This is a genomic window from Caproicibacter fermentans, assembly GCF_009746625.1.
GTDB lineage: Bacteria > Bacillota > Clostridia > Oscillospirales > Acutalibacteraceae > Caproicibacter > Caproicibacter fermentans.
In genome coordinates this window covers 1-19,630 of record NZ_VWXL01000077.1, presented here as the reverse complement: position 1 = coordinate 19,630, position 19,630 = coordinate 1, and the positions used below count along the sequence as shown (strand labels likewise).

Below are 19,630 nucleotides of genomic sequence, written 5' to 3'. Positions count from 1 at the left end.
TTATTTGGCAGACTGATCGGAAATACGGTAGCATAAAGTCATAAGGCTGTCATTCAGATGAACATTTTCAACAATGGCGTCGGGGTACCGCATGGAAAGATCATAATGGCTGAAATTCCAGAAATTGCGAATTCCAAGATTATAGAGCTGTTCGGCAAGTTCGCCAGCCGCAGTTCTGGGCACACAGAAAATCGCCATGACCGGCTTTTCCTTTTTGCAGAATTCTTCCAGCCCCGCAACATCCCTCACTTTCAGGTTTGCAAGCTCCATCCCAATTCGCTCCGGTGAATTGTCGAATATCCCGATCAGTCGGAACCCCTCCGACTCAAACGACATATGGGTGCCGATTGCTCGGCCAAGGTTCCCGGCGCCGAACAGAATGGTGGGATATTTACCGGAAAGACCGAGTATATTGCCGATTTCGTCACAGAGCTGACTAACGATATATCCATAGCCCTGCTGGCCGAAGCCGCCAAAGCAATTCAGATCCTGACGAATCTGAGAAGCGGTAAGGCCCAGCTTAGTTGAAAGCTCCGTCGAAGAAATCCTCGTGACGCCTTTCTCTTTTAAATGAATCAAAAAGCGGTAATAACGCGGCAGACGCCTGATTACCGACATAGAAACCTTTTCACGTCTTGACATGACGCATTCCTCCAATTCAAGTGAAACATGAAACTGATTAAAGCTGATCCATAGTTCTGCGAACGGCATCCAAAAAAGTTTCCGTATCCACTGTTTTTTTCTTTTGCAAAGTTGATATTCCCGATAGATCACCCGTCATTGTTCCGCTTTCCACCGTCCGAATCGATGCAAGCTCCAGTTTTTCGGCAAAATCGGAAAGTTCCGAAATTCCGTCAAGCTCGCCGCGCTTTTTCAGCGCGCCCGTCCAGGCGAACAAAGTAGCAAGCGGATTGGTAGAAGTTTTTTCTCCCTTTAAGTGCCGGTAATAATGCCGCTGAACCGTACCATGGGCGGCTTCATATTCATAGACTCCCTTTGGCGAAACCAGTACGCTGGTCATCATGGCCAGACTTCCGAACGCCGTTGCAACCAGGTCGCTCATGACATCGCCGTCATAGTTTTTGCAGGCCCAGATGAACCCGCCCTCTGAGCGGATCACGCGCGCAACAGCATCGTCGATCAGCGTATAAAAATAAGTGATTCCAGCCTTTTTGAATTTTTCCTCATAATCTTTTTGAAAAATCTCCTGAAAAATATCTTTAAACCTGTGATCGTATGTTTTGGAAATCGTGTCTTTTGTGGAAAACCAAATATCTTTTCTTTCACCAAGAGCGAACCGAAAACAGGAGTGAGCAAAATTGGAAATACTCTCATCAAGATTGTGGATTCCCTGAACAATGCCGGACGACTGAAACTCATGGATCGTCATTCGTTCTTCGTTTCCGGCGGCATCCGTAATTACCAGTTCCGCTTTTGAGCCCGCGGCGGCAGCCATTTCCACATTTCTGTATACGTCGCCGTAAGCATGGCGGGCCACCGTAATCGGCTTTTTCCAAGCCGGAACCAGCGGCGTGATTCCCTTGACCAGAATCGGAGTGCGAAAAACCGTGCCGTCCAGAATCGCACGGATCGTCCCATTCGGAGATTTCCACATTTGGTTCAATTCATACTCTTTCACCCGGTCCGCGTTCGGGGTAATGGTGGCGCATTTTACACCGACGCCGAATTTTTCGATCGCCTGCGCCGCTTCAACGGTCACACGATCCTCCGTCTCGTCGCGGTGTTTTAGTCCAAGGTCATAATACTCCGTTTTCAGGTCAATATAGGGCTCCAGCAAAATATCTTTGATCTGCTTCCAGATCACTCTGGTCATTTCGTCCCCGTCCATTTCGACAAGAGGGGTCCGCATCCTTATTTTTTCTGCCATAGCAACATCCTCCGATCCTAAATAAAAAGCTTAGTCAATCCAAGCACCAGTAAATGCGCGGGATAAAAAATATAAAACGTCCATTTGGAGTAACGTCCGCCGCCGCGTTCTCCGCTGTAACGCGAAAGAATCGGCAGGCACAGGAAAACACCCGCCTGAAACAGCTCGCTGTAAAGCGGACGCCCCATCGTAACTGAGGAAAATGTACTGAGCAAGACCATTGTAATTGACATGATGGAAAACGATTGAATCTGAAGGCGGAAATTCCCCCGATTTTGCCAGAAGGCAAGGGTAAAAAGAATATCAAAGAACATCCAGTCCCCCGGGAGCGAGAGAACACAAAGAGCAATAACCGCCAGTGTTCGGAGAAATGGATTCTCTATTTTATCGCTGGCACGAATTGCCAGAAGGCTCAGAAACAGGGTGTAGATTACGCTGAAAGGGAAAAAACTCAGTGGCTTCCCCGTTTCGAACAGAACGAAAGGAATATGGGAAATCAGCGCGAACAGGCCGAGCCTGAAAGCATATTTCTGAAAATTGTGCGTATGTGCATATCCTTCCGCCAGAAAAAAGCACATGGTCGGCGCCGTGATTCTGCCGATGATATGCATCAACTGTCCGGCTGCGGAATAGGTCGGTACAAAGCCCCACGCGACGTGGTCAATCAGCATTGCGGCAATCGCAATCCATTTGATTGTATTTGCCGAAAGTTTTTTCACCGACGTGTCCAACTCTCTTACGCCCTTCCGTTTTGTTCCCTTGTGTCGTTCAGCAAACCACCCGCCAGAACAATTCTGCGCTGGCGCTCGCTCAACACAGGCTTCGCCTGAAAGAAAGTCCCTTTCGTCCTGTTGCAGATTGTGATTGTCCGCCCGTCTTGAACCGCGCCGCGGACATCGTTCAGTTCCAGTTCATCCATCTGGTCGATCGTATCATAATCCTTTTCCTTTTCAAAAACCAAGGGAAGAATTCCGGCGTTTACAAGGTTTGCACAGTGAATCCTTGCAAAGCTCTTAACGATTACGGCCTTGACGCCGAGGTACAGCGGAACCAGAGCAGCGTGTTCCCTGGACGACCCCTGCCCGTAGTTCGAGCCTCCGACAATGATGCCGCTTCCGTTTTCCCTGCAGCGCTGCGCAAAGGACTTGTCGCATACGGCAAAGCAAAACTGCGAAAGATAAGGAATATTCGACCGGTACGGAAGAATTTTAGAGCCGGCAGGCATGATATGGTCGGTCGTTATGTTGTCCCCAACCTTTAAAAGGGTTTTGGCTTTGATGGTTTCCGAAAGGGGACCGGCAACCGGAAGTTCTTTGATGTTCGGCCCGCGGAGGATCGGAATATCCTTCGCTTCCTCCTCGGAAGCAGGCGGGATAATCATATTGTCGTTGATCTCAAAACAGTCCGGAAAGTTGATTGCGGGCTCCTCTCCCAGGGTTCTGGGGTCTGTCAGCACACCCGAAAGCGCGGAGGCTGCCGCGGTTTCCGGTCCGACAAGGTAGATCTGGGCGTCGGCTGTGCCGGAACGCCCGAGGAAATTTCGGTTGAACGTCCGCAGTGAAATTCCGGCCGATTTCGGGGATTGCCCCATTCCGATGCATGGACCGCAGGCACATTCCAGAATTCTTGCCCCCGCGCCGATCAAGTCGGCAAGCGCGCCGTTTTCGGCGAGCATGCCGTACACCTGCCGCGAACCCGGTGCAATCGACAGACTGACATTGGGATTGATCGTTTTGCCTTTCAGAATAGACGCCACACGCATCATGTCGCGCAGGGAAGAATTCGTGCAGGAGCCGATGCAGACCTGATCGACCGTAATCGGTCCGATTTCCCGAACCGGTTTGACGGAGTCCGGACTGTGCGGGCAAGCCGCCAAAGGTTCAATGGACGAAAGATCGATTTCAATGGTTTCGTCATAGACGGCGTCCGGGTCCGGGTGCAGCTCCGTCCAATCCTGTTCCCTCCCCTGTGCCTTCAAGAAGTCCAATGTGGCTTCATCCGAAGGGAAGACAGAAGTCGTAGCGCCAAGCTCCGCGCCCATATTCGTAATGGTGGCCCGTTCCGGGACCGTCAGCGTTTTTACTCCATTCCCGGCATATTCCAGAATTTTGCCCACTCCGCCTTTGACCGACAGGCGGCGGAGTACCTCCAGAATCACGTCTTTCGCGCTGACCCAGGGGGAAAGCGAGCCGGAAAGGACAACCCGCAGAATTTTCGGCATCGTAATGTAGTATGGGCCCCCGCCCATCGCGACGGCAACATCCAGCCCGCCCGCCCCGATGGCCAGCATGCCGATGCCTCCGCCCGTAGGAGTGTGGCTGTCGGAACCGATCAGGGTTTTCCCCGGGATGCCGAAGCGTTCCAGATGAACCTGGTGGCAAATGCCGTTGCCCGGCCTTGAATAATAAATTCCGTGTTTTTTTGCGGCCGACTGAATGAAACGGTGATCGTCCGCGTTTTCAAATCCGGTTTGCAGCGTATTGTGATCGACATACGCAACCGAGCGTTCCGTGCGAACCCTTGGAACACCCATTGCCTCAAATTCGATATATGCCATCGTACCCGTGGCATCCTGCGTTAACGTCTGGTCTATTTTGAGGCCGATTTCGCTGCCAACCGCCATAGTGCCGCTGACAAGATGACTTTTTATAATTTTCTGTGCCAGTGTCAGACCCATATCGGAATCCTCTCCTCATCTTGAATAATCCATACGGTAAAAGTTGCAAATTTGAATAGACAAAACTATTATGAATTAAAATTCAATTATTGTCAATCAATTAACATTTCGAACGGAATTATTTTTCTGTTTGATTTTTAATTTGTTGATGAATATGGGAACAAATGTTATAATAACAATGAATTAGCGGGCGGGCTGACCTCCCGCGTGTATGTTATGCCCTTCCAAAGGCAAACTAAGCCTTATGGGAGGTGCCTATTATGAGCGAAGAAGAAAACAAGGATGAACGAACAAGTCGGTCAATGGACCACATTGTGGATTCGGGTTCCATCATTACCGGCGATGGAAAACACCTGATTCAATGCATGACCATCATCGGCCAGATTGAAGGCCACACCGTTCTGCCTTCTCAAAACAAGACAACGAAATACGAACATGTGATTCCTCAGCTGGTTGCGATTGACGAAGACCGGGAAATCGACGGCCTGCTGATTATGCTCAACACCGTCGGCGGCGACGTGGAAGCCGGACTGGCTCTTGCGGAGCTGATTGCGGGCATGAAGAAGCCGACTGTATCGATCGTTCTGGGCGGCGGGCATTCCATTGGGGTTCCGCTTGCCGTCGCGGCCAAGCATTCGTTTATCGTCCCCAGCGCGACGATGACGCTGCACCCTGTGCGGATGAACGGCCTGACGCTCGGCGTTCCTCAAACTCTGGACTATTTTGAAAGAATGCAGAAAAGAATCACAAAATTCGTGACCGGGCATTCCAAAATTTCCGCCGATCGCCTGACGGAGCTTTCCATGAACACACAGGAACTTGTTCTTGACATCGGCTCGGTTCTGGAAGGGATGGACGCGGTTCGAGAGGGCCTGATCGATTCTCTCGGCAGCCTTTCCGACGCGGTCGATTGCCTTTACGAAATGATTGACGAAAGAAAGAAAAAAAAAGAAAAAAGGAAATCATCAGAACCGCAAAAAGCACTCAGAGGGAAACAGTCCAAATAAATACGGGACGGCCCCGTGCCGCCCTTACATAACGGAGGAACTTGCATGACGGTTCTTCAGGCGATTCTTGAGGGAATCATTCAGGGTGCGACGGAATTCCTGCCCGTTTCCAGCAGCGGCCATCTGTCGCTGAGCCAGCATTTTCTGGGAATACAGCAGCCGAGTCTCTTCTTTGACGTAATGCTTCATCTGGGTACTCTGGCTGCGGTGCTTGCCGTTTATTACAAACTGGTTTGGCGGCTTTTGCTTGAGTTTTTTTCTATGATTCGCGATCTTGCCACGAAAAACTTTACTGCGAAACGAATGAGTCCGAACCGGCGGATGCTTCTGATGCTTTTCCTCAGCCTTGTTCCTTTGTTTCTGCTTTTTCTGCCTGTTCCCGGTTCCGGCCGAAGGCTGAAAGATTTCGCGAATCAATGGGCCACCGACGGAGACATTCTGGTGGAGGGCTTTTCTTTGATTGCGACAGGGCTTCTGCTGTCGGCCGGTATTTTTTTCTCGCGGCAGGACGCAAAAATACATAATAAGGGAAAGAGACCCGGTTCAAGGCCTTACTCCGGAAGAAAGGAATATAACGCGGGCGACGCGCTGTCAGTCGGGCTCATGCAGTGTGCGGCCGCCCTGTTTCCGGGCTTATCCCGCTCCGGCTCCACGCTTTCCGCCGGATTGATTCGCGGAATCAGCCGGAAAACAGCGCTGGATTACTCCTTCGTTCTTGGAATTCCCTCCATTCTGGCTGCGGCCGCTCTGGAAACGAAGGAGGCCCTTTCCGCACCCCCATCCGTACCGGCCTGGGTGATTCTGTCAGGAATTGTATCCGCCGCGCTGGTCGGATTTCTTGCGATTTTGCTCCTGCGATGGATGGTGAATTCCGGTCATCTTGCGGTTTTCGCGATTTACACGCTTGTGCTGGGTGTCATTGTCGCAGTGGCTGGATTTTTGGAGCACCGCACGGGAATCAACATTGTAAGCGGGGCCATACTGAACTTTAACGGATAGAAGGTGTGCCGTTTGGCAAATCAAAAAAACAGAAAAAAACGCGCCGCAAAGCCGGCGGTTAAAAAAACGGCTTCCGCAAAAAACGGCGCTTCCGCAGCCATGCGAAGCGCACAGGCAAACAAACAAAAAAGCCAGATCTATGCCGTTGTTCTGTTTGCCTGCTCCATTTTGATGTTTTGTCTCGTTCTGATCAGCGGTGACCACATATGGCACTGGTTTCACAACGTGCTTCTCGGCCTGTTTGGCAGCTGGGCGATCCTGTGGCCTGTCCTGCTCTTGTACATATCCATCATAACCGCTCTGGAACGGCAGGGAACCCATACCGGCGGAAAATTGGTTCTGATGATCGTAATCATTGCCCTCTTCTGTGCTTCGGCTTATATTTTTTCCGTCAGCAAAAGCGTAACCCTCCATTCGTTCTGGACAAGCCTTGTAACTCTCTACACGGAAGGAACGGAACACGCGGGTTCCGGTTTTTTCAGCGGTCTTCTTGGAATCCCGATTGTCGCCGCCCTCGGGCCGCTAGGATCTAAAATTGTTATTTTACTGCTGCTCTTCGTCGCCATTATGGTCTTGACCGGGACAAGCCTGATTCAATTATTCCGCACCGTCGCCAAACCGGCCGGAATAGTAAAAAACGGCTTTGATACGGCGCGCGAAAAGAGGATTGAACGCAATCGCGAAAATCTGAGCATCGACATCGCGCTCGACGACGACGGGCTTCCGCTTCACCCGGTCCGCTCACAAAATAAAAAGCCCCTCAAGAAAAATGAAAAGCTGGAACAGCTGGAAAAGGTTTTCTCAATCGGAGTTCCCTCCGTGCAGCCGGAACAAGAGCAAAAGCCGCAAGAACCGTGTAAATCCGCCTCCGATGGAGAACAGGCGGAACCGCCGGTCAAACCGGATTCCTCTCCTGAACTGGAAAAAAGCACTCCGGAAAAATCCTCCGTCAAGGCAGCTCCTCCCGCAGCCGATCCTCCGCAGGACGGGGAATATCACACTCCGCCCATTTCGATGCTGGAGACAACGCGCGAATTGAGCGAACAGGAAGCAATCAGTGAAATTCAAACCAACGGTCGGCAGTTAGTCGACACGCTGAATAGCTTCGGGGTTCAGACCTCCTTTGTTGGGTACAGCCGCGGCCCGGCGGTCACACGCTATGAGCTGCAGCCCGCAAGCGGGGTAAAAATCAGCAAGATCACCAATCTATCCGACGACCTCTCCATGAACCTTGCCACCGCGGGGCTTCGAATCGAAGCGCCGATTCCGGGCAAAGCTGCGGTCGGAATTGAAGTTCCGAACAAGAAAAACACGGTTGTCCGGATGCGCGAGCTGATTGAAAGCAACAGTTTCACCGTTGCAAGAAGTCATTTGACCGTCGCTCTGGGGCGGGACATTGCGGGCGGAGTCGCTGTCTCGGATCTTGCTAAAATGCCCCATCTGCTGATTGCCGGCGCCACCGGCTCCGGTAAATCGGTTTGTATCAACTCCATGATTATCAGCCTGCTGTATAAATCCTCTCCGGAAGACGTTCGATTTTTGATGATCGATCCAAAGGTCGTGGAGCTTGGAATTTACAACGGAATTCCCCACCTGCTGGTCCCCGTCGTGACCGATCCGAGGAAAGCCGCGGGCGCGCTGGGCTGGGCTGTCAACGAAATGCTGAAGCGGTACAAGATCTTTGCCGCGCGGAACGTGCGGGATCTGTCCGCCTATAACTCGCTGGCCGCACAGAGCAACTATCAGGACGACGAAGGTCAGCCGATGGAGCATATGCCTCAAATTGTCATCATTATCGACGAGCTTGCAGACCTGATGATGGCAGCTCCGAACGAGGTTGAGGATTCGATCTGCCGTCTTGCTCAAATGGCCCGCGCGGCGGGGATGCATCTGGTCATTGCCACGCAGCGTCCGTCGGTCGACGTCATCACGGGAATTATTAAGGCAAATATACCAAGCCGTATCGCTTTCGCCGTATCTTCCCAGGTGGACTCCAGAACGATCCTGGACATGGGCGGCGCCGAAAAGCTTCTGGGGCGGGGCGATATGCTGTTTTCCCCCGTCGGTTCTCAGAAGCCGATCCGCATTCAGGGATGCTTTGTCAGCGACAGTGAGATCGAATCCATCGTCGGATTCGTCAAAAAGTCCCAGGAAGCGGACTATAACGAAAACATTGCCGAGGAAATTGAGCGAAACGCCGCCGCAGAAAAAGGCGATTCCTCTTCCTCCGGCTCGGAGGAAAGCGGTGACCCAATGATGCCTGACGCCATCAAATGCATCGTCGAAGCCGGTCAGGCCTCCACTTCTCTGCTCCAGCGCCGTCTAAGGCTCGGTTACGCACGGGCGGGAAGACTGATCGACGAAATGGAACAGATGGGCGTTGTCGGCCCCAGGGACGGCTCCAAGCCGCGTCAGGTGCTGATCACGCACCAGCAATATCTTGAAATGAACATGCAGAAATCCGACTCGGAGCCGGAAACGGGAACCTGAGATGAAAATTTCTTCCTTTTTTGTCAGCCGTAAACGCTGCGCCGCCTTGGCTTGTCTCCTTCTGGGGGTTCTTGCCGCGTCGGCGGTTCCGTTCGGCGCCTCTTCCCTGTGGCCCGGAGTCCTCTCTTTTTTCGGCCTCAGCGATTTTTCCTCCTGCACCGACGGCTGGCCCGCTTCCGTCCATGTCCTGGACGTTGGAAAGGCGGACAGCATTTTGATTGAATGCGGAGGAAAAAGCATGCTGGTGGACGGCGGCACGCCGGAACGGGGAGAAGATGTTGTCCGGTATTTAAAACAAAGAGGAACCTCAAGTCTGGAATATGTTGTCAATACGCATCCGGATGAAGATCACATCGGCGGATTAAAATATATTCTGAAGAGTTTTCCCGTCAAGCATTTTTTTGATTCCAAAGTCAAACCGGATTTAATTCCACAGGATTCAGCCTACCGTGACACAATGGATGCGCTGAAGCGGAAAGGGATGGCTCAAGAAAATCTGAACGCCGGAGACAAGTTTTCTTTGGGCGAAATGGACATCCGTGTGTTAGGGCCTGTTACCCCCGGCGAGAGTACCAACAACTCCTCCGTAGTCCTGTTGCTACGTTATCAGAACATACGGTTCCTGCTTACGGGGGACATGGAAAAGGAAGAGGAAGAAAGCCTTTTAAACGCGGGAGAAGCTCTGTCCGCAAACGTTTTAAAAGTGGGTCATCACGGCAGCAGCACATCCACCACTCCCGAATTTTTGCAGGCGGTTCATCCGTCCTATGCTGCAATATCGGTTGGGTATGACCGCAACAAGCTGCCAAAGAACGATGTTCTGGAACGGCTGTACCGATCCGGAATAAAAACTTACCGAACGGATGTCAACGGAACCATCCTCTTTCTTACGGATGGTAAAACAATTTCCGTAAAGACTGAGAAATAAAAAGAATCTATCACAATCAGGGAGAGTGGCTTTTATGAAATCAATCACAATCAGCCGCATGGAAGGGATCTATGCAATCTGTGAGGACGAAAACCAGAAGTATTATGCGATTGAAATCTCAGAGCTGCCGCAAGGCGCCTCTGCGGGTGACGTTTTGATCGTCGACGATACGGAGGGAACGCTGACCATTGATCGGGAAGCCACCCTCGCAAAGAAAAAAAAGAAGAAATAAAAAAGAGAGCTGCTTTTCGGATTTATATTCCGGAAAGCAGCTCATTTCATTGTCATGCAGGGTCAAATTCTTCGTTTTAAGACGACCTTATCCGTGTTGACGCGATGCATATAAACATTTAAAACCAACCCAAAACCAAAGTAAAGGCAAATGGCCGAAGATCCGCCATAGCTGAAAAACGGAAGCGTCACACCCATGACCGGCAAAAGGTCGAGGCACATCCCCAGATTAAAAACGGCCTGCGCCGCGATCATGCCGAAAAAGCCCATGCAAATGCAGCTGCCGAGCAGATCCGTTGATTTGCGGGCAACACGAAGCGTATGCAAGAGGTAAAGCAGAAGCAGAAGCATGATTGCCGTGCAGCCGATAAAGCCAAGCTGTTCGCCGGCTACTGAAAAAACAAAGTCGCTCTGCTGAACCGGCACGATCGAACGATTGACCCGGGGACTTTGAAACAAGCCGCGTCCCCACAGTCCGCCGCTCCCGATGGAAAGCCGCCCCTGAATTTGCTGATATGCATATTGCAAAGCCGCATTTGGATCGGAATCAAGCCGATAAGTAACCAGAAGGCGCTCCTTCTGATAATCCTTGAGAACATACTTCCACGCAAGCGGAAAAGCCACACCGACGGATACCATCAACGCAGCGAAATACCTCAGCTGGATTCCCGCTCCGAACGACATGGCAAGGAACATGCAGAAAAAAATCACAGCCGTACCGTCGTCCCCCTGAAAATGCACCAGGACGACGGGAACCATCGCGTGTAAAGCAAGTAAAACAATATGGACAGGAGACTTTAAAAGGCTCCGCTCTTCCAGCGCTGAAAGATGTTTTGAAAATGTCAGGATAAATCCTATTTTCACCAGCTCGCTCGGCTGAAACGTCAGGCCGCCGGGCAAATAAATCCACGCCTTGGCATTAACGCCACCGCTGTTGACGACGGCAGAACCAAAAAGCTGCGTATAGATAATCAGGAACAAACAAAATCCCGCAACAACATACCAGAAATTTGTTATTTCCCTGTAATCGATGAATGAAAAAAGGAATGCTCCGACAAATCCGCCGATCACCGCCACAAGCATCGTGGTAAAATAGCCCATTGTTCTCCCTTCCGGACTGGGAACGGTTTTCATCAACAAAAGGCTGTAAGAAGAAATCAGAATCATGAGAAGCCAGTAAAGCTTGTCCGTTCGTTTTATATAATTCGCAATCGATTTTAGTGCGCGCATCGTTTCACCTCATAAAATGCCCGGGTCCTACGTTATTATATGACACCGCACACAAACTTGCAAGACGTTCGGAATATTAAGCGCGCAGTATTTCCTATCCGCTCGAATTGTGTTATAATTTTAATTAATATACGTTGTTAGGAGAATGCCAATGCTCACGGACATCGAAATCGCACAACGGGTAAAGCCGAAGCGGATCGGACAGATCGCTGCGGAACTTGAGATCCAGGATGAAGAACTGGAACCTTACGGAAGATTCAAGGCCAAGCTGAACGATTCACTTTACCGCAGGATTTCAGACAGAAAAGACGGAAAACTGATTCTGGTCACCGCGATAAACCCCACGCCTGCCGGAGAGGGAAAAACCACCACGGCGATCGGCCTTGGCGACGCTCTGGCAAAAATCGGCAAAAAAGTTGTGATCGCGCTGCGGGAACCTTCGCTAGGACCTGTTTTCGGGATCAAGGGTGGCGCTACGGGAGGCGGCTATTCCCAGGTAATCCCGATGGAGGAAATCAACCTGCATTTTACCGGCGATTTTCACGCGATCACCTCAGCCAACAATCTTCTCTGCGCCATGCTGGACAATCACATTCAACAGGGAAACTCCCTGCAAATAGACCCGCGAAGGATTCTGCTTCAGCGCTGCGTGGATATGAACGACCGCCAACTTCGCCAGATTGTCTGCGGACTTGGCGGCAAAGCGAACGGTGTTCCCCGTGAAGACGGCTTCTGCATTACTGTCGCCACGGAAGTTATGGCGATTTTTTGCCTTGCCAAAAACCTGAGCGATCTGAAGAAAAGACTTGGCAATATTTTGGTTGCTTATACAAAAAACGGCGAACCTGTCTATGCGCGCAACCTGAAAGCCGAGGGTGCTATGGCGGTCCTTTTAAAGGATGCGATCAACCCGAATCTGGTCCAGACGCTGGAAGGAACCCCGGCACTGGTTCACGGCGGCCCGTTTGCGAATATCGCGCATGGCTGCAACACGGTTCGCGCTACGCGTTACGCATTGAAACTGGGCGACTACTGCGTGACGGAAGCGGGCTTCGGTTCCGATTTAGGCGCTGAAAAATTCATGGACATCAACTGTCGTCTTTCCGGTCTGAAACCGGACGCGGCCGTTCTTGTCGCGACTGCGCGCGCCCTGAAATACAACGGCGGCGTGCCAAAAACGGAAACCGCGAAAGAAAACATCGCCGCGCTGAAAGCCGGGATGGAAAATCTGGGCGCGCATATCGCAGGCCTAAAAAAATACGGCGTTCCGGTTGTCGTCGCGATTAACCGGTTTGAAAGCGATTCTGGGGACGAGCTTGCTCTGATTGAACGGTACTGTCATGAAAACGGCGCGGACTTTGCCCTTTCAGAAGTTTTTGCGAAAGGCGGCGAAGGCGGCGTGGAACTTGCCAAAAAGGTCTGCGGCGCCGCGGAACGCGAATCCGATGTTCATCTTCTTTATGAGAACGACGCTCCCATTACAGACAAAATTGAAACTGTCGCGAAAGAGATTTACGGCGCGGACGGGGTAACCTATACGCAGCAGGCACTTCGCTCTCTGGGGGAAATTGAATCTCTCGGGGGGAATCAACTGCCCGTCTGCATTGCAAAGACGCAGTATTCCCTCTCGGACGATCCAAAGCTTCTGGGCAGGCCCTCCGGCTTTACCATTACCATCCGGGACGCCAAGCTGAGCAGCGGAGCCGGGTTCGTCGTGGCATACGCGGGGAATATTCTGACGATGCCCGGACTGCCCTCTCACCCTGCGGCGGAACGGATCGATGTGGATGAAAACGGAAAAATATCCGGCTTGTTTTAAGAATGCCGGCATTCACGGAAGGTGATTCGATGCGGGAATACAAGACCTCGTCTCCTGAGGAGACCGAACGCCTCGGCGAACAAATCGCTTCCGGCTTAAAGGGCGGAGAAGTTCTCGCCCTGTTCGGCGGAATGGGAATGGGCAAAACCGCCCTGACCCGCGGGATTGCGCGCGGTCTGGGAATTCCGGAAGGCGTTTCCAGCCCGACATTCGCTCTGGTTCACGAATACAAAGGCCGTGTGACCTTATACCATTTTGATATGTACCGCGTCACAAGCTGGGACGATCTGGCTTCCACCGGATTTTTCGATGACCTGGATTCCGGAGCGGTTCTGGTTGTGGAATGGAGCGAAAACATTGAAAATGCGCTTCCTCCGGAAGCCGTCCGGATTCATCTTCACCGCGGGGAAACGGACGGCGAACGGGTGATTGCCATTGAGGAGAGAACCGATGAAAATACTGGCGATTGATTCCTCTGCGATAACCGCCTCCGCCGCTGTCACGGATGACGGAAAAATACTCGGGGAATATTTTCTGAATACAGGATTGACGCACAGCGAAACCCTGATGCCGATGATTGAAAGCGTTCTGCAATGCGCCAAAATCAATCCTTCCGAACTTGACCTGTTCGCGGTTTCGTCCGGTCCGGGTTCCTTTACCGGCATCCGGATCGGCATCGCAAGCATCAAAGGGCTTGCAATGCCCTTTGGAACATCCTGCGCGGGCGTCTCCACATTGGAAGCGATTGCGCAGAATCTGAGCCACTTGGACTGCGTTGTCTGCGCCGTCATGGACGCCCGGTGCGGTCAGGTTTACAACGCCCTTTTCAGGGCAGAAAAAGGTTCGCTGAAAAGGCTGACGCCAGACCGGGCTATCGCCGCGAAAGAACTGGCGGCGGAATGTGAAAAACTGAGCGAACCAATTTATCTTGCCGGCGACGGAGCCAAACTTTGCGCGAAATCCGAGTCTTTTCAGAGACTCGGCGCTATACTGCCGCCGGAACCGCTGATTTATCAGCGGGCCTGGGGAGTTGCAAAGGCTGCCGAAGCCGCGGTGCGGGAAAACCGCACGGTCTCCCCCGCCGAATTGATGCCGTTCTATCTTCGCCCGGCTCAGGCCGAGCGTTCCTTAAAAAAACAGCTTGGAGGAAAAGAAATATGATTGCATTGGGAGCCGACCACGGCGGATACGCGCTGAAAGAAGCCATTAAGCACTATCTTGACGCCGAAAAGACAGCGTATAAGGATTTCGGAACATTCGACGAAAATTCGGTTGATTACGCTCCGATCGCGGCCCAGGTCGCCCATTTTGTCGCGGACGGCGGCGCCGAACTCGGTATTCTTTGCTGCGGAACCGGGATCGGCATGAGCATGGCGGCCAATAAGGTAAAAGGAATTCGCGCGGCAGTCTGCGCGAACGCTTACTGCGCCGAAATTACAAGGCACCATAACAATGCCAATATTCTGTGTCTGGGCGGCAGAGTCATCAGTGAGGAGCAGGCGGTAGAATTCGCAAAGCTGTTCTTAAACGCCCCGTTCGACGGCGGCCGCCATCAGCGGCGCGTTGATGAAATCACCAAAATTGAACAGGGCGAGCTTTAAAATTGATTGGAGGATGTAAAAATGGAAAAACAGGTATTTATTATGGACCATCCGCTGATTCAGCATAAACTGACCTATCTCAGAGACAAAACAACGGGCTCCAAGGACTTTCGTCAGCTCGTGAGTGAAATTGCCATGCTTCTGTGCTATGAAGCTACTCGAGACCTTCCCTTGGAGGAAACGACGGTGGAAACTCCGGTTGCCTTGGCCAAGACGAAGATTATTTCAGGCAGAAAGCTGGCATTTGTCCCCATTCTCCGCGCCGGCCTCGGCATGGTGGACGGCGTGCTGCAAATGGTACCCGCGGCAAAGGTCGGCCATATCGGACTGTACCGCGACCCCAAAACGTTGAAGCCCGTCGAATATTACAGTAAGCTCCCCTGCGACATCGAGCAGCGCGACGTGATCGTTTTAGACCCGATGCTTGCAACCGGAGGCTCCTCCGTCGATGCGATCACCATTATTAAACGAAGCAATCCGAAGAGCATCAAATTCATGTGCATCATCGCTGCGCCGGAAGGTATTAAAGCGGTGACCGAGGCGCACCCGGACATACAGCTTTACTGCGCCGCGGTTGACGATCATCTGAATGAGCACGGTTATATCGTTCCGGGCCTTGGCGACGCGGGAGACCGAATCTTCGGAACCCTGTAGCCGTTACATTTCCTATTTTATCAGAGGATGGCAAGGCGGCCATCCTCTTTTTTTACAAAATTTTAGGAATAATTATCATATAAAACTTGACAATATCTATCCAGAATGATATAGTGTGAATGTTACCAAACAATGGGAGGAAGTTAAGTGCTGATTACACGGGAAACGGATTATGCCCTGCGTATTCTGCGGGCGCTGTCGGGCGGAGAGCATGTTACGACCGCGGATATTTGCAAGAAAGAATTGCTGCCGCAGCAGTTTGTTTATAAAATACTGAAAAAGTTGGAACGCGCCGGGCTTGTTCTCATCACCCGCGGAAAAGACGGCGGCTGCCGGTTAATCAAGGACCTTCAAACGGTCAGCCTTTACGATTTAATGGAAATTATGGAAACCGATAAGTCGATCAGCGCCTGCACTCAGCCGGGTTACCCCTGCGCATGGCGGCAAAAATACGGCAAGCCCTGCATGGTGCATCAACATCTTCAACAGATTCAGCGAAAGCTGGACGACGAGTTGAAGGCTTTCCGGCTGTCAAAAATCCTGTCGGAAGACTGATCTTCTCCCCTTTTTTGCGCAACGTGCAAAGGGAATTCAGTGCCGCATTAATCTGGACTAATTGCATCTAGTTTAAAACATGGAACTTCCGGGAACAAAGCTTGAAAACCTGTAAGAAATTTGCTGAAAATCATCATATAAGGAGGAATTCCAATGTTATTGAAAACCACGGAAGAGCAGGAAGCGTTTCGAGCAAAAGTCCGTGAATTTGCGGAAACGGAAATCAAACCTCTGGCGTTTACTCTGGACCAGGAAAACCGATTCCCCGACGAAGTGGTCCGAAAAATGGGCAAAATGGGGTGGCTGGGAGTCCCCTATCCCAAAAAATACGGCGGTATGGGACTTGACATGATCAGCTACGCAATCGCCGTGGAGGAGCTTTCCCGTGTGGACGGGGGCGTCGGTGTCGTCTTATCCGCTCATGTTTCCCTTGGCTCGTGGCCCATTTTCGCTTACGGTACAGAAGAGCAGAAGCAAAAATATCTGGCTCCTCTGGCAAGAGGTGAAAAGCTCGGCGCGTTTGGCCTGACCGAAGTAAACGCCGGCAGCGACGCGGGCGGCACGGAAACGACCGCAGTTCTTGACGGAGATCACTACATACTCAACGGCGAGAAAATTTTTATCACAAACGCCGGAAAAGCCGACACTTACATTGTGTTCGCCGTGACGACTCCGGATATCGGCACACACGGAATCAGCGCCTTTATTGTGGAAAAAGGATGGGCCGGATTTGAGTTTGGCGACCACTATGACAAAATGGGCATCCGTTCCTCCGCAACGGCGGAGCTGATGTTCAACGACGTCAAGGTTCCAAAAGAAAACCTGCTGGGAAAAGAGGGCGACGGCTTTAAAATTGCCATGTCAACTCTGGACGGCGGCCGCATCGGCATTGCCGCGCAGGCTCTCGGCATCGCGCAGGGCGCCTTTGAAAGTGCGCTGGGATATTCCAAAGAACGCGAGCAGTTCGGAAAACTGATCTGTCAGCAGCAAAACATCGCGTTCAAGCTTGCCGATATGGCGACAAAGCTGCGCGCTTCCCGTTTCCTTGTATACAGTGCGGCAGAGCTTAAGCAAAACCACGAGCCATATGGGATGGAAGCCGCTATGGCCAAACAATACGCCTCCGACTGCGGGCTGGAGATTGTAAACGACGCCCTCCAGATTTACGGCGGCAGCGGTTATATTAAGGGAATGGACGTGGAGCGTTTCTACCGCGATGCGAAAATCTGCACGATTTACGAAGGAACCAATGAAATCCAGAAAGTTGTGATTGCGTCTCATATCATCGGCCGCATGGCAAGAGAGGTTCCCGCAGCCAAAGCGCATCACGGCGGGCCGATTACCGGCGCGCGCAAAAAAATGATCTTCCGTGACGGAACTCTTCAGGATCAGGTCGGAGAACTGGTGAACGCACTGAAGAAGGACGGTTACGACTTTAGCGTAGGAATCGATCTTGACACACCGATTACCAAATCCGAGCGCGTGGTCAGTGCCGGGAAAGGAATCGGCGACCGCAAAAACATGGAACTGATCCGCTCGCTTGCCGCTCAGGCCGGAGCATCGGTCGGTTCATCCCGCCCGGTTGCGGAAACACTGCACTATGTTCCCTTAAACCGTTACGTCGGCATGTCCGGACAGAAGTTTAACGGAAATCTGTACATCGCCTGCGGAATTTCCGGAGCCGGTCAACATTTGAAGGGCATTAAAAACGCCGCGACCATCGTCGCCATTAACAATAACCCCAATGCTCCGATTTTTAAGAATTGCGATTACGGCATTGTGGGCGACGTTACGGAGGTCCTTCCGCTTCTGACCCAAGCGCTTGACAACGGCCAACCGAAGCAGCCCGCGCCGCCGATGAAGAAGATGAAACGAGTTACCGTGAAGAAAGTAAAGCAGCAATGGAAGCATTACGTCTGCATCGGCTGCGGCTATGAGTACGATCCCGCTTTGGGCGACGAGGAAAGCGATGTTCGCCCGGGTACCACGTTTGAAGAGCTTCCGGAGGAATGGATCTGCCCGGATTGCGGCGAAGAAAAAGCGAATTTCATCGAAGCGTAATGGTCCAGAAAAAAAACAAGGGAGGATTTTACTATGTATAATGTCAGGGAGATTACGGACGATCTGTACTGGGTCGGCGCAAACGACCACAGACTGGCTCTTTTTGAAAATATTTTTCCGATTCCGGACGGCGTCTCTTATAATTCCTACCTTTTGCTTGACAAGCAGACGGTTTTGTTTGACACAGTAGACTGGTCGGCCTGCCGTCAGCTTCTGCAAAACATAGAGCATGTGCTTAACGGTAGGTCGCTCGACTATCTTGTCATCAATCATATGGAGCCGGACCACGGCGCTTCGATTGAAGAGGTTCTGCTGCGTTACCCGAAAGCTAAGATTATCACAACCGAAAAAGCCGTTATGCTCATGCACCAGTTCGGGTTCCAGGTGGACGGCAGGACGGAAGAGGTTAAGGAAGGCGACACACGGTGCTTTGGAAAACACACGGTCGCTTTCGTCGCCGCGCCGATGGTTCACTGGCCGGAAGCCATGGTAACATTTGATACGACAAACGGCGCACTCTTCTCGGCTGACGCTTTCGGTTCCTTTCGGGCATTGGACGGTAAAATGTTTAACGACGAAGTAAATTTCGACCGCGACTGGATCGATGAGGCCCGCCGCTATTTTACCAATATTGTCGGAAAATACGGTCCCTTTGTCCAGGCGCTGCTAAAGAAGGCCGGTACCATCGATATCAAAATCATTTGCCCGCTTCACGGCCCTGTGTGGCGTTCCAATCTTGGCTATTTTCTTGACAAATACGACAAATGGAGCCGTTATGAACCGGAAGAACAGGGCGTCATGATTGTTTATTCCTCCATGTACGGCAATACGGAAAGCGCCGTCGGTGCGCTCGCCACAAAAATAGTTGAAAAAGGCATGCCGAACGTGGTGATGTATGATGTATCAAAAACAGACGTTTCCTATCTGATTTCGGAGGCGTTCCGCCTGAGCCATATCGTTTTGGCATCCGTCACTTACAATTTGGGAATTTACCCGCCGATGAAAAATTTCCTGATGGACATGAAAGCCCTGAACGTGCAAAAACGCACCGTCGCCCTTGTGGAAAACGGCTCTTGGGCCTGTAAATCCGGAACGTTGATGAGAGAATTTTTAGAGAGCGAAATGAAAGACATGGAGGTCCTGGACGACCAGCTGACGATCAATTCCTCCATGAATGAAAACAATTTTGAGGACCTTGACGCCCTTGCGGAAGGTATTGTACAATCGATAAAACCGTCCCTTTAAGACCGTGCCTTGAACGAATAAAAGGGGCCGTTGCAACGGCACGAAAAAAAAGTCGGAGCAACCATACGAAAAGGTATTGGCAGCTCCGGCTTTTTGCTTTAAAATTTAGTTGTGAAAGAAAATAAAAAGCTCTTAGAGCATAACAGATTTGAGCGAAAAAATCAACAGTTGACGCTCCCAATGGATATGGAAATAACAATACCGCAGGATGATCCGGTACGGCTTGCCAGCGCGCAGCTTGAGGA

At 51.5% G+C, this 19,630-nt stretch carries 18 protein-coding genes; 13 read left to right on the top strand and 5 right to left on the bottom strand.

Going from position 1 to position 19,630, the window contains the following annotated elements; genetic code table 11:
- The 4 genes from CAFE_RS13030 to CAFE_RS13015 are packed head-to-tail and all read right to left on the bottom strand — an operon-like array spanning position 1 to position 4,565.
- Complete coding sequence (locus tag CAFE_RS13030) at positions 1–642, bottom strand: redox-sensing transcriptional repressor Rex (RefSeq protein ID WP_066650593.1); 642 nt, start codon at positions 640–642, stop codon at positions 1–3.
- A gap of 37 nt (positions 643–679) precedes the next feature.
- Complete coding sequence (locus CAFE_RS13025; RefSeq protein WP_066650594.1) at positions 680–1,888, bottom strand: NADP-dependent isocitrate dehydrogenase; 1,209 nt, start codon at positions 1,886–1,888, stop codon at positions 680–682.
- Positions 1,889–1,905: 17 nt separating this feature from the next.
- Positions 1,906–2,619 (bottom strand): TraX family protein, encoded by a 714-nt coding sequence (locus CAFE_RS13020; protein ID WP_228725062.1) that lies wholly within the window; start codon positions 2,617–2,619, stop codon positions 1,906–1,908.
- Positions 2,620–2,624: 5 nt separating this feature from the next.
- Positions 2,625–4,565: an aconitate hydratase gene (locus CAFE_RS13015; RefSeq protein ID WP_156990903.1), complete on the bottom strand. Its 1,941-nt coding sequence runs from the start codon at positions 4,563–4,565 to the stop codon at positions 2,625–2,627.
- A gap of 260 nt (positions 4,566–4,825) precedes the next feature.
- Between CAFE_RS13015 and CAFE_RS13010 the strand changes: the two genes are divergently transcribed.
- The 5 genes from CAFE_RS13010 to CAFE_RS12990 are packed head-to-tail and all read left to right on the top strand — an operon-like array spanning position 4,826 to position 10,221.
- On the top strand, positions 4,826–5,572 hold the full coding sequence (locus tag CAFE_RS13010; protein WP_066648416.1) for a ClpP family protease: 747 nt from the start codon (positions 4,826–4,828) through the stop codon (positions 5,570–5,572).
- Between the two features lie 45 nt (positions 5,573–5,617).
- Entirely contained in the window at positions 5,618–6,571 is a 954-nt protein-coding gene (locus CAFE_RS13005) for an undecaprenyl-diphosphate phosphatase (RefSeq protein ID WP_066648414.1), read from the top strand.
- Between the two features lie 12 nt (positions 6,572–6,583).
- Positions 6,584–9,061 (top strand): FtsK/SpoIIIE family DNA translocase, encoded by a 2,478-nt coding sequence (locus tag CAFE_RS13000; RefSeq protein ID WP_233452810.1) that lies wholly within the window; start codon positions 6,584–6,586, stop codon positions 9,059–9,061.
- A 1-nt stretch (position 9,062) separates the two neighbouring features.
- Positions 9,063–9,989: a ComEC/Rec2 family competence protein gene (locus tag CAFE_RS12995; protein WP_066648403.1), complete on the top strand. Its 927-nt coding sequence runs from the start codon at positions 9,063–9,065 to the stop codon at positions 9,987–9,989.
- A 34-nt stretch (positions 9,990–10,023) separates the two neighbouring features.
- Complete coding sequence (locus CAFE_RS12990) at positions 10,024–10,221, top strand: DUF3006 domain-containing protein (protein WP_066648396.1); 198 nt, start codon at positions 10,024–10,026, stop codon at positions 10,219–10,221.
- Between the two features lie 62 nt (positions 10,222–10,283).
- On the opposite strand, the gene CAFE_RS12985 is transcribed toward CAFE_RS12990, so the two are convergent.
- Entirely contained in the window at positions 10,284–11,450 is a 1,167-nt protein-coding gene (locus CAFE_RS12985) for an FtsW/RodA/SpoVE family cell cycle protein (protein WP_066648393.1), read from the bottom strand.
- Between the two features lie 151 nt (positions 11,451–11,601).
- Between CAFE_RS12985 and CAFE_RS12980 the strand changes: the two genes are divergently transcribed.
- From CAFE_RS12980 to CAFE_RS12945, 8 genes are all read left to right on the top strand, one after another.
- Positions 11,602–13,269, top strand: coding sequence for a formate--tetrahydrofolate ligase (locus CAFE_RS12980; RefSeq protein ID WP_156990902.1), 1,668 nt, complete (start codon positions 11,602–11,604; stop codon positions 13,267–13,269).
- 29 nt (positions 13,270–13,298) lie between these two features.
- On the top strand, positions 13,299–13,739 hold the full coding sequence (tsaE, locus tag CAFE_RS12975; RefSeq protein WP_066648385.1) for a tRNA (adenosine(37)-N6)-threonylcarbamoyltransferase complex ATPase subunit type 1 TsaE: 441 nt from the start codon (positions 13,299–13,301) through the stop codon (positions 13,737–13,739).
- Positions 13,720–14,430: a tRNA (adenosine(37)-N6)-threonylcarbamoyltransferase complex dimerization subunit type 1 TsaB gene (tsaB, locus tag CAFE_RS12970; protein ID WP_066648383.1), complete on the top strand. Its 711-nt coding sequence runs from the start codon at positions 13,720–13,722 to the stop codon at positions 14,428–14,430. Before tsaE ends, tsaB begins: the two co-directional genes overlap by 20 nt.
- Positions 14,427–14,870, top strand: a complete 444-nt coding sequence (rpiB, locus tag CAFE_RS12965) for a ribose 5-phosphate isomerase B (protein ID WP_066648380.1) — start codon at positions 14,427–14,429, stop codon at positions 14,868–14,870. Before tsaB ends, rpiB begins: the two co-directional genes overlap by 4 nt.
- Positions 14,871–14,891: 21 nt before the next feature.
- Positions 14,892–15,524, top strand: a complete 633-nt coding sequence (gene upp / locus CAFE_RS12960; RefSeq protein WP_066648377.1) for a uracil phosphoribosyltransferase — start codon at positions 14,892–14,894, stop codon at positions 15,522–15,524.
- A 147-nt stretch (positions 15,525–15,671) separates the two neighbouring features.
- Positions 15,672–16,079: an RrF2 family transcriptional regulator gene (locus CAFE_RS12955; RefSeq protein ID WP_066648374.1), complete on the top strand. Its 408-nt coding sequence runs from the start codon at positions 15,672–15,674 to the stop codon at positions 16,077–16,079.
- 153 nt (positions 16,080–16,232) lie between these two features.
- Positions 16,233–18,140: an acyl-CoA dehydrogenase family protein gene (locus tag CAFE_RS12950; RefSeq protein WP_083210207.1), complete on the top strand. Its 1,908-nt coding sequence runs from the start codon at positions 16,233–16,235 to the stop codon at positions 18,138–18,140.
- Positions 18,141–18,173: 33 nt separating this feature from the next.
- A complete protein-coding gene (locus CAFE_RS12945) occupies positions 18,174–19,385 on the top strand; it encodes an FprA family A-type flavoprotein (protein ID WP_066648371.1) in 1,212 nt (403 codons plus the stop codon).
- Positions 19,386–19,630 lie beyond the last annotated feature (245 nt).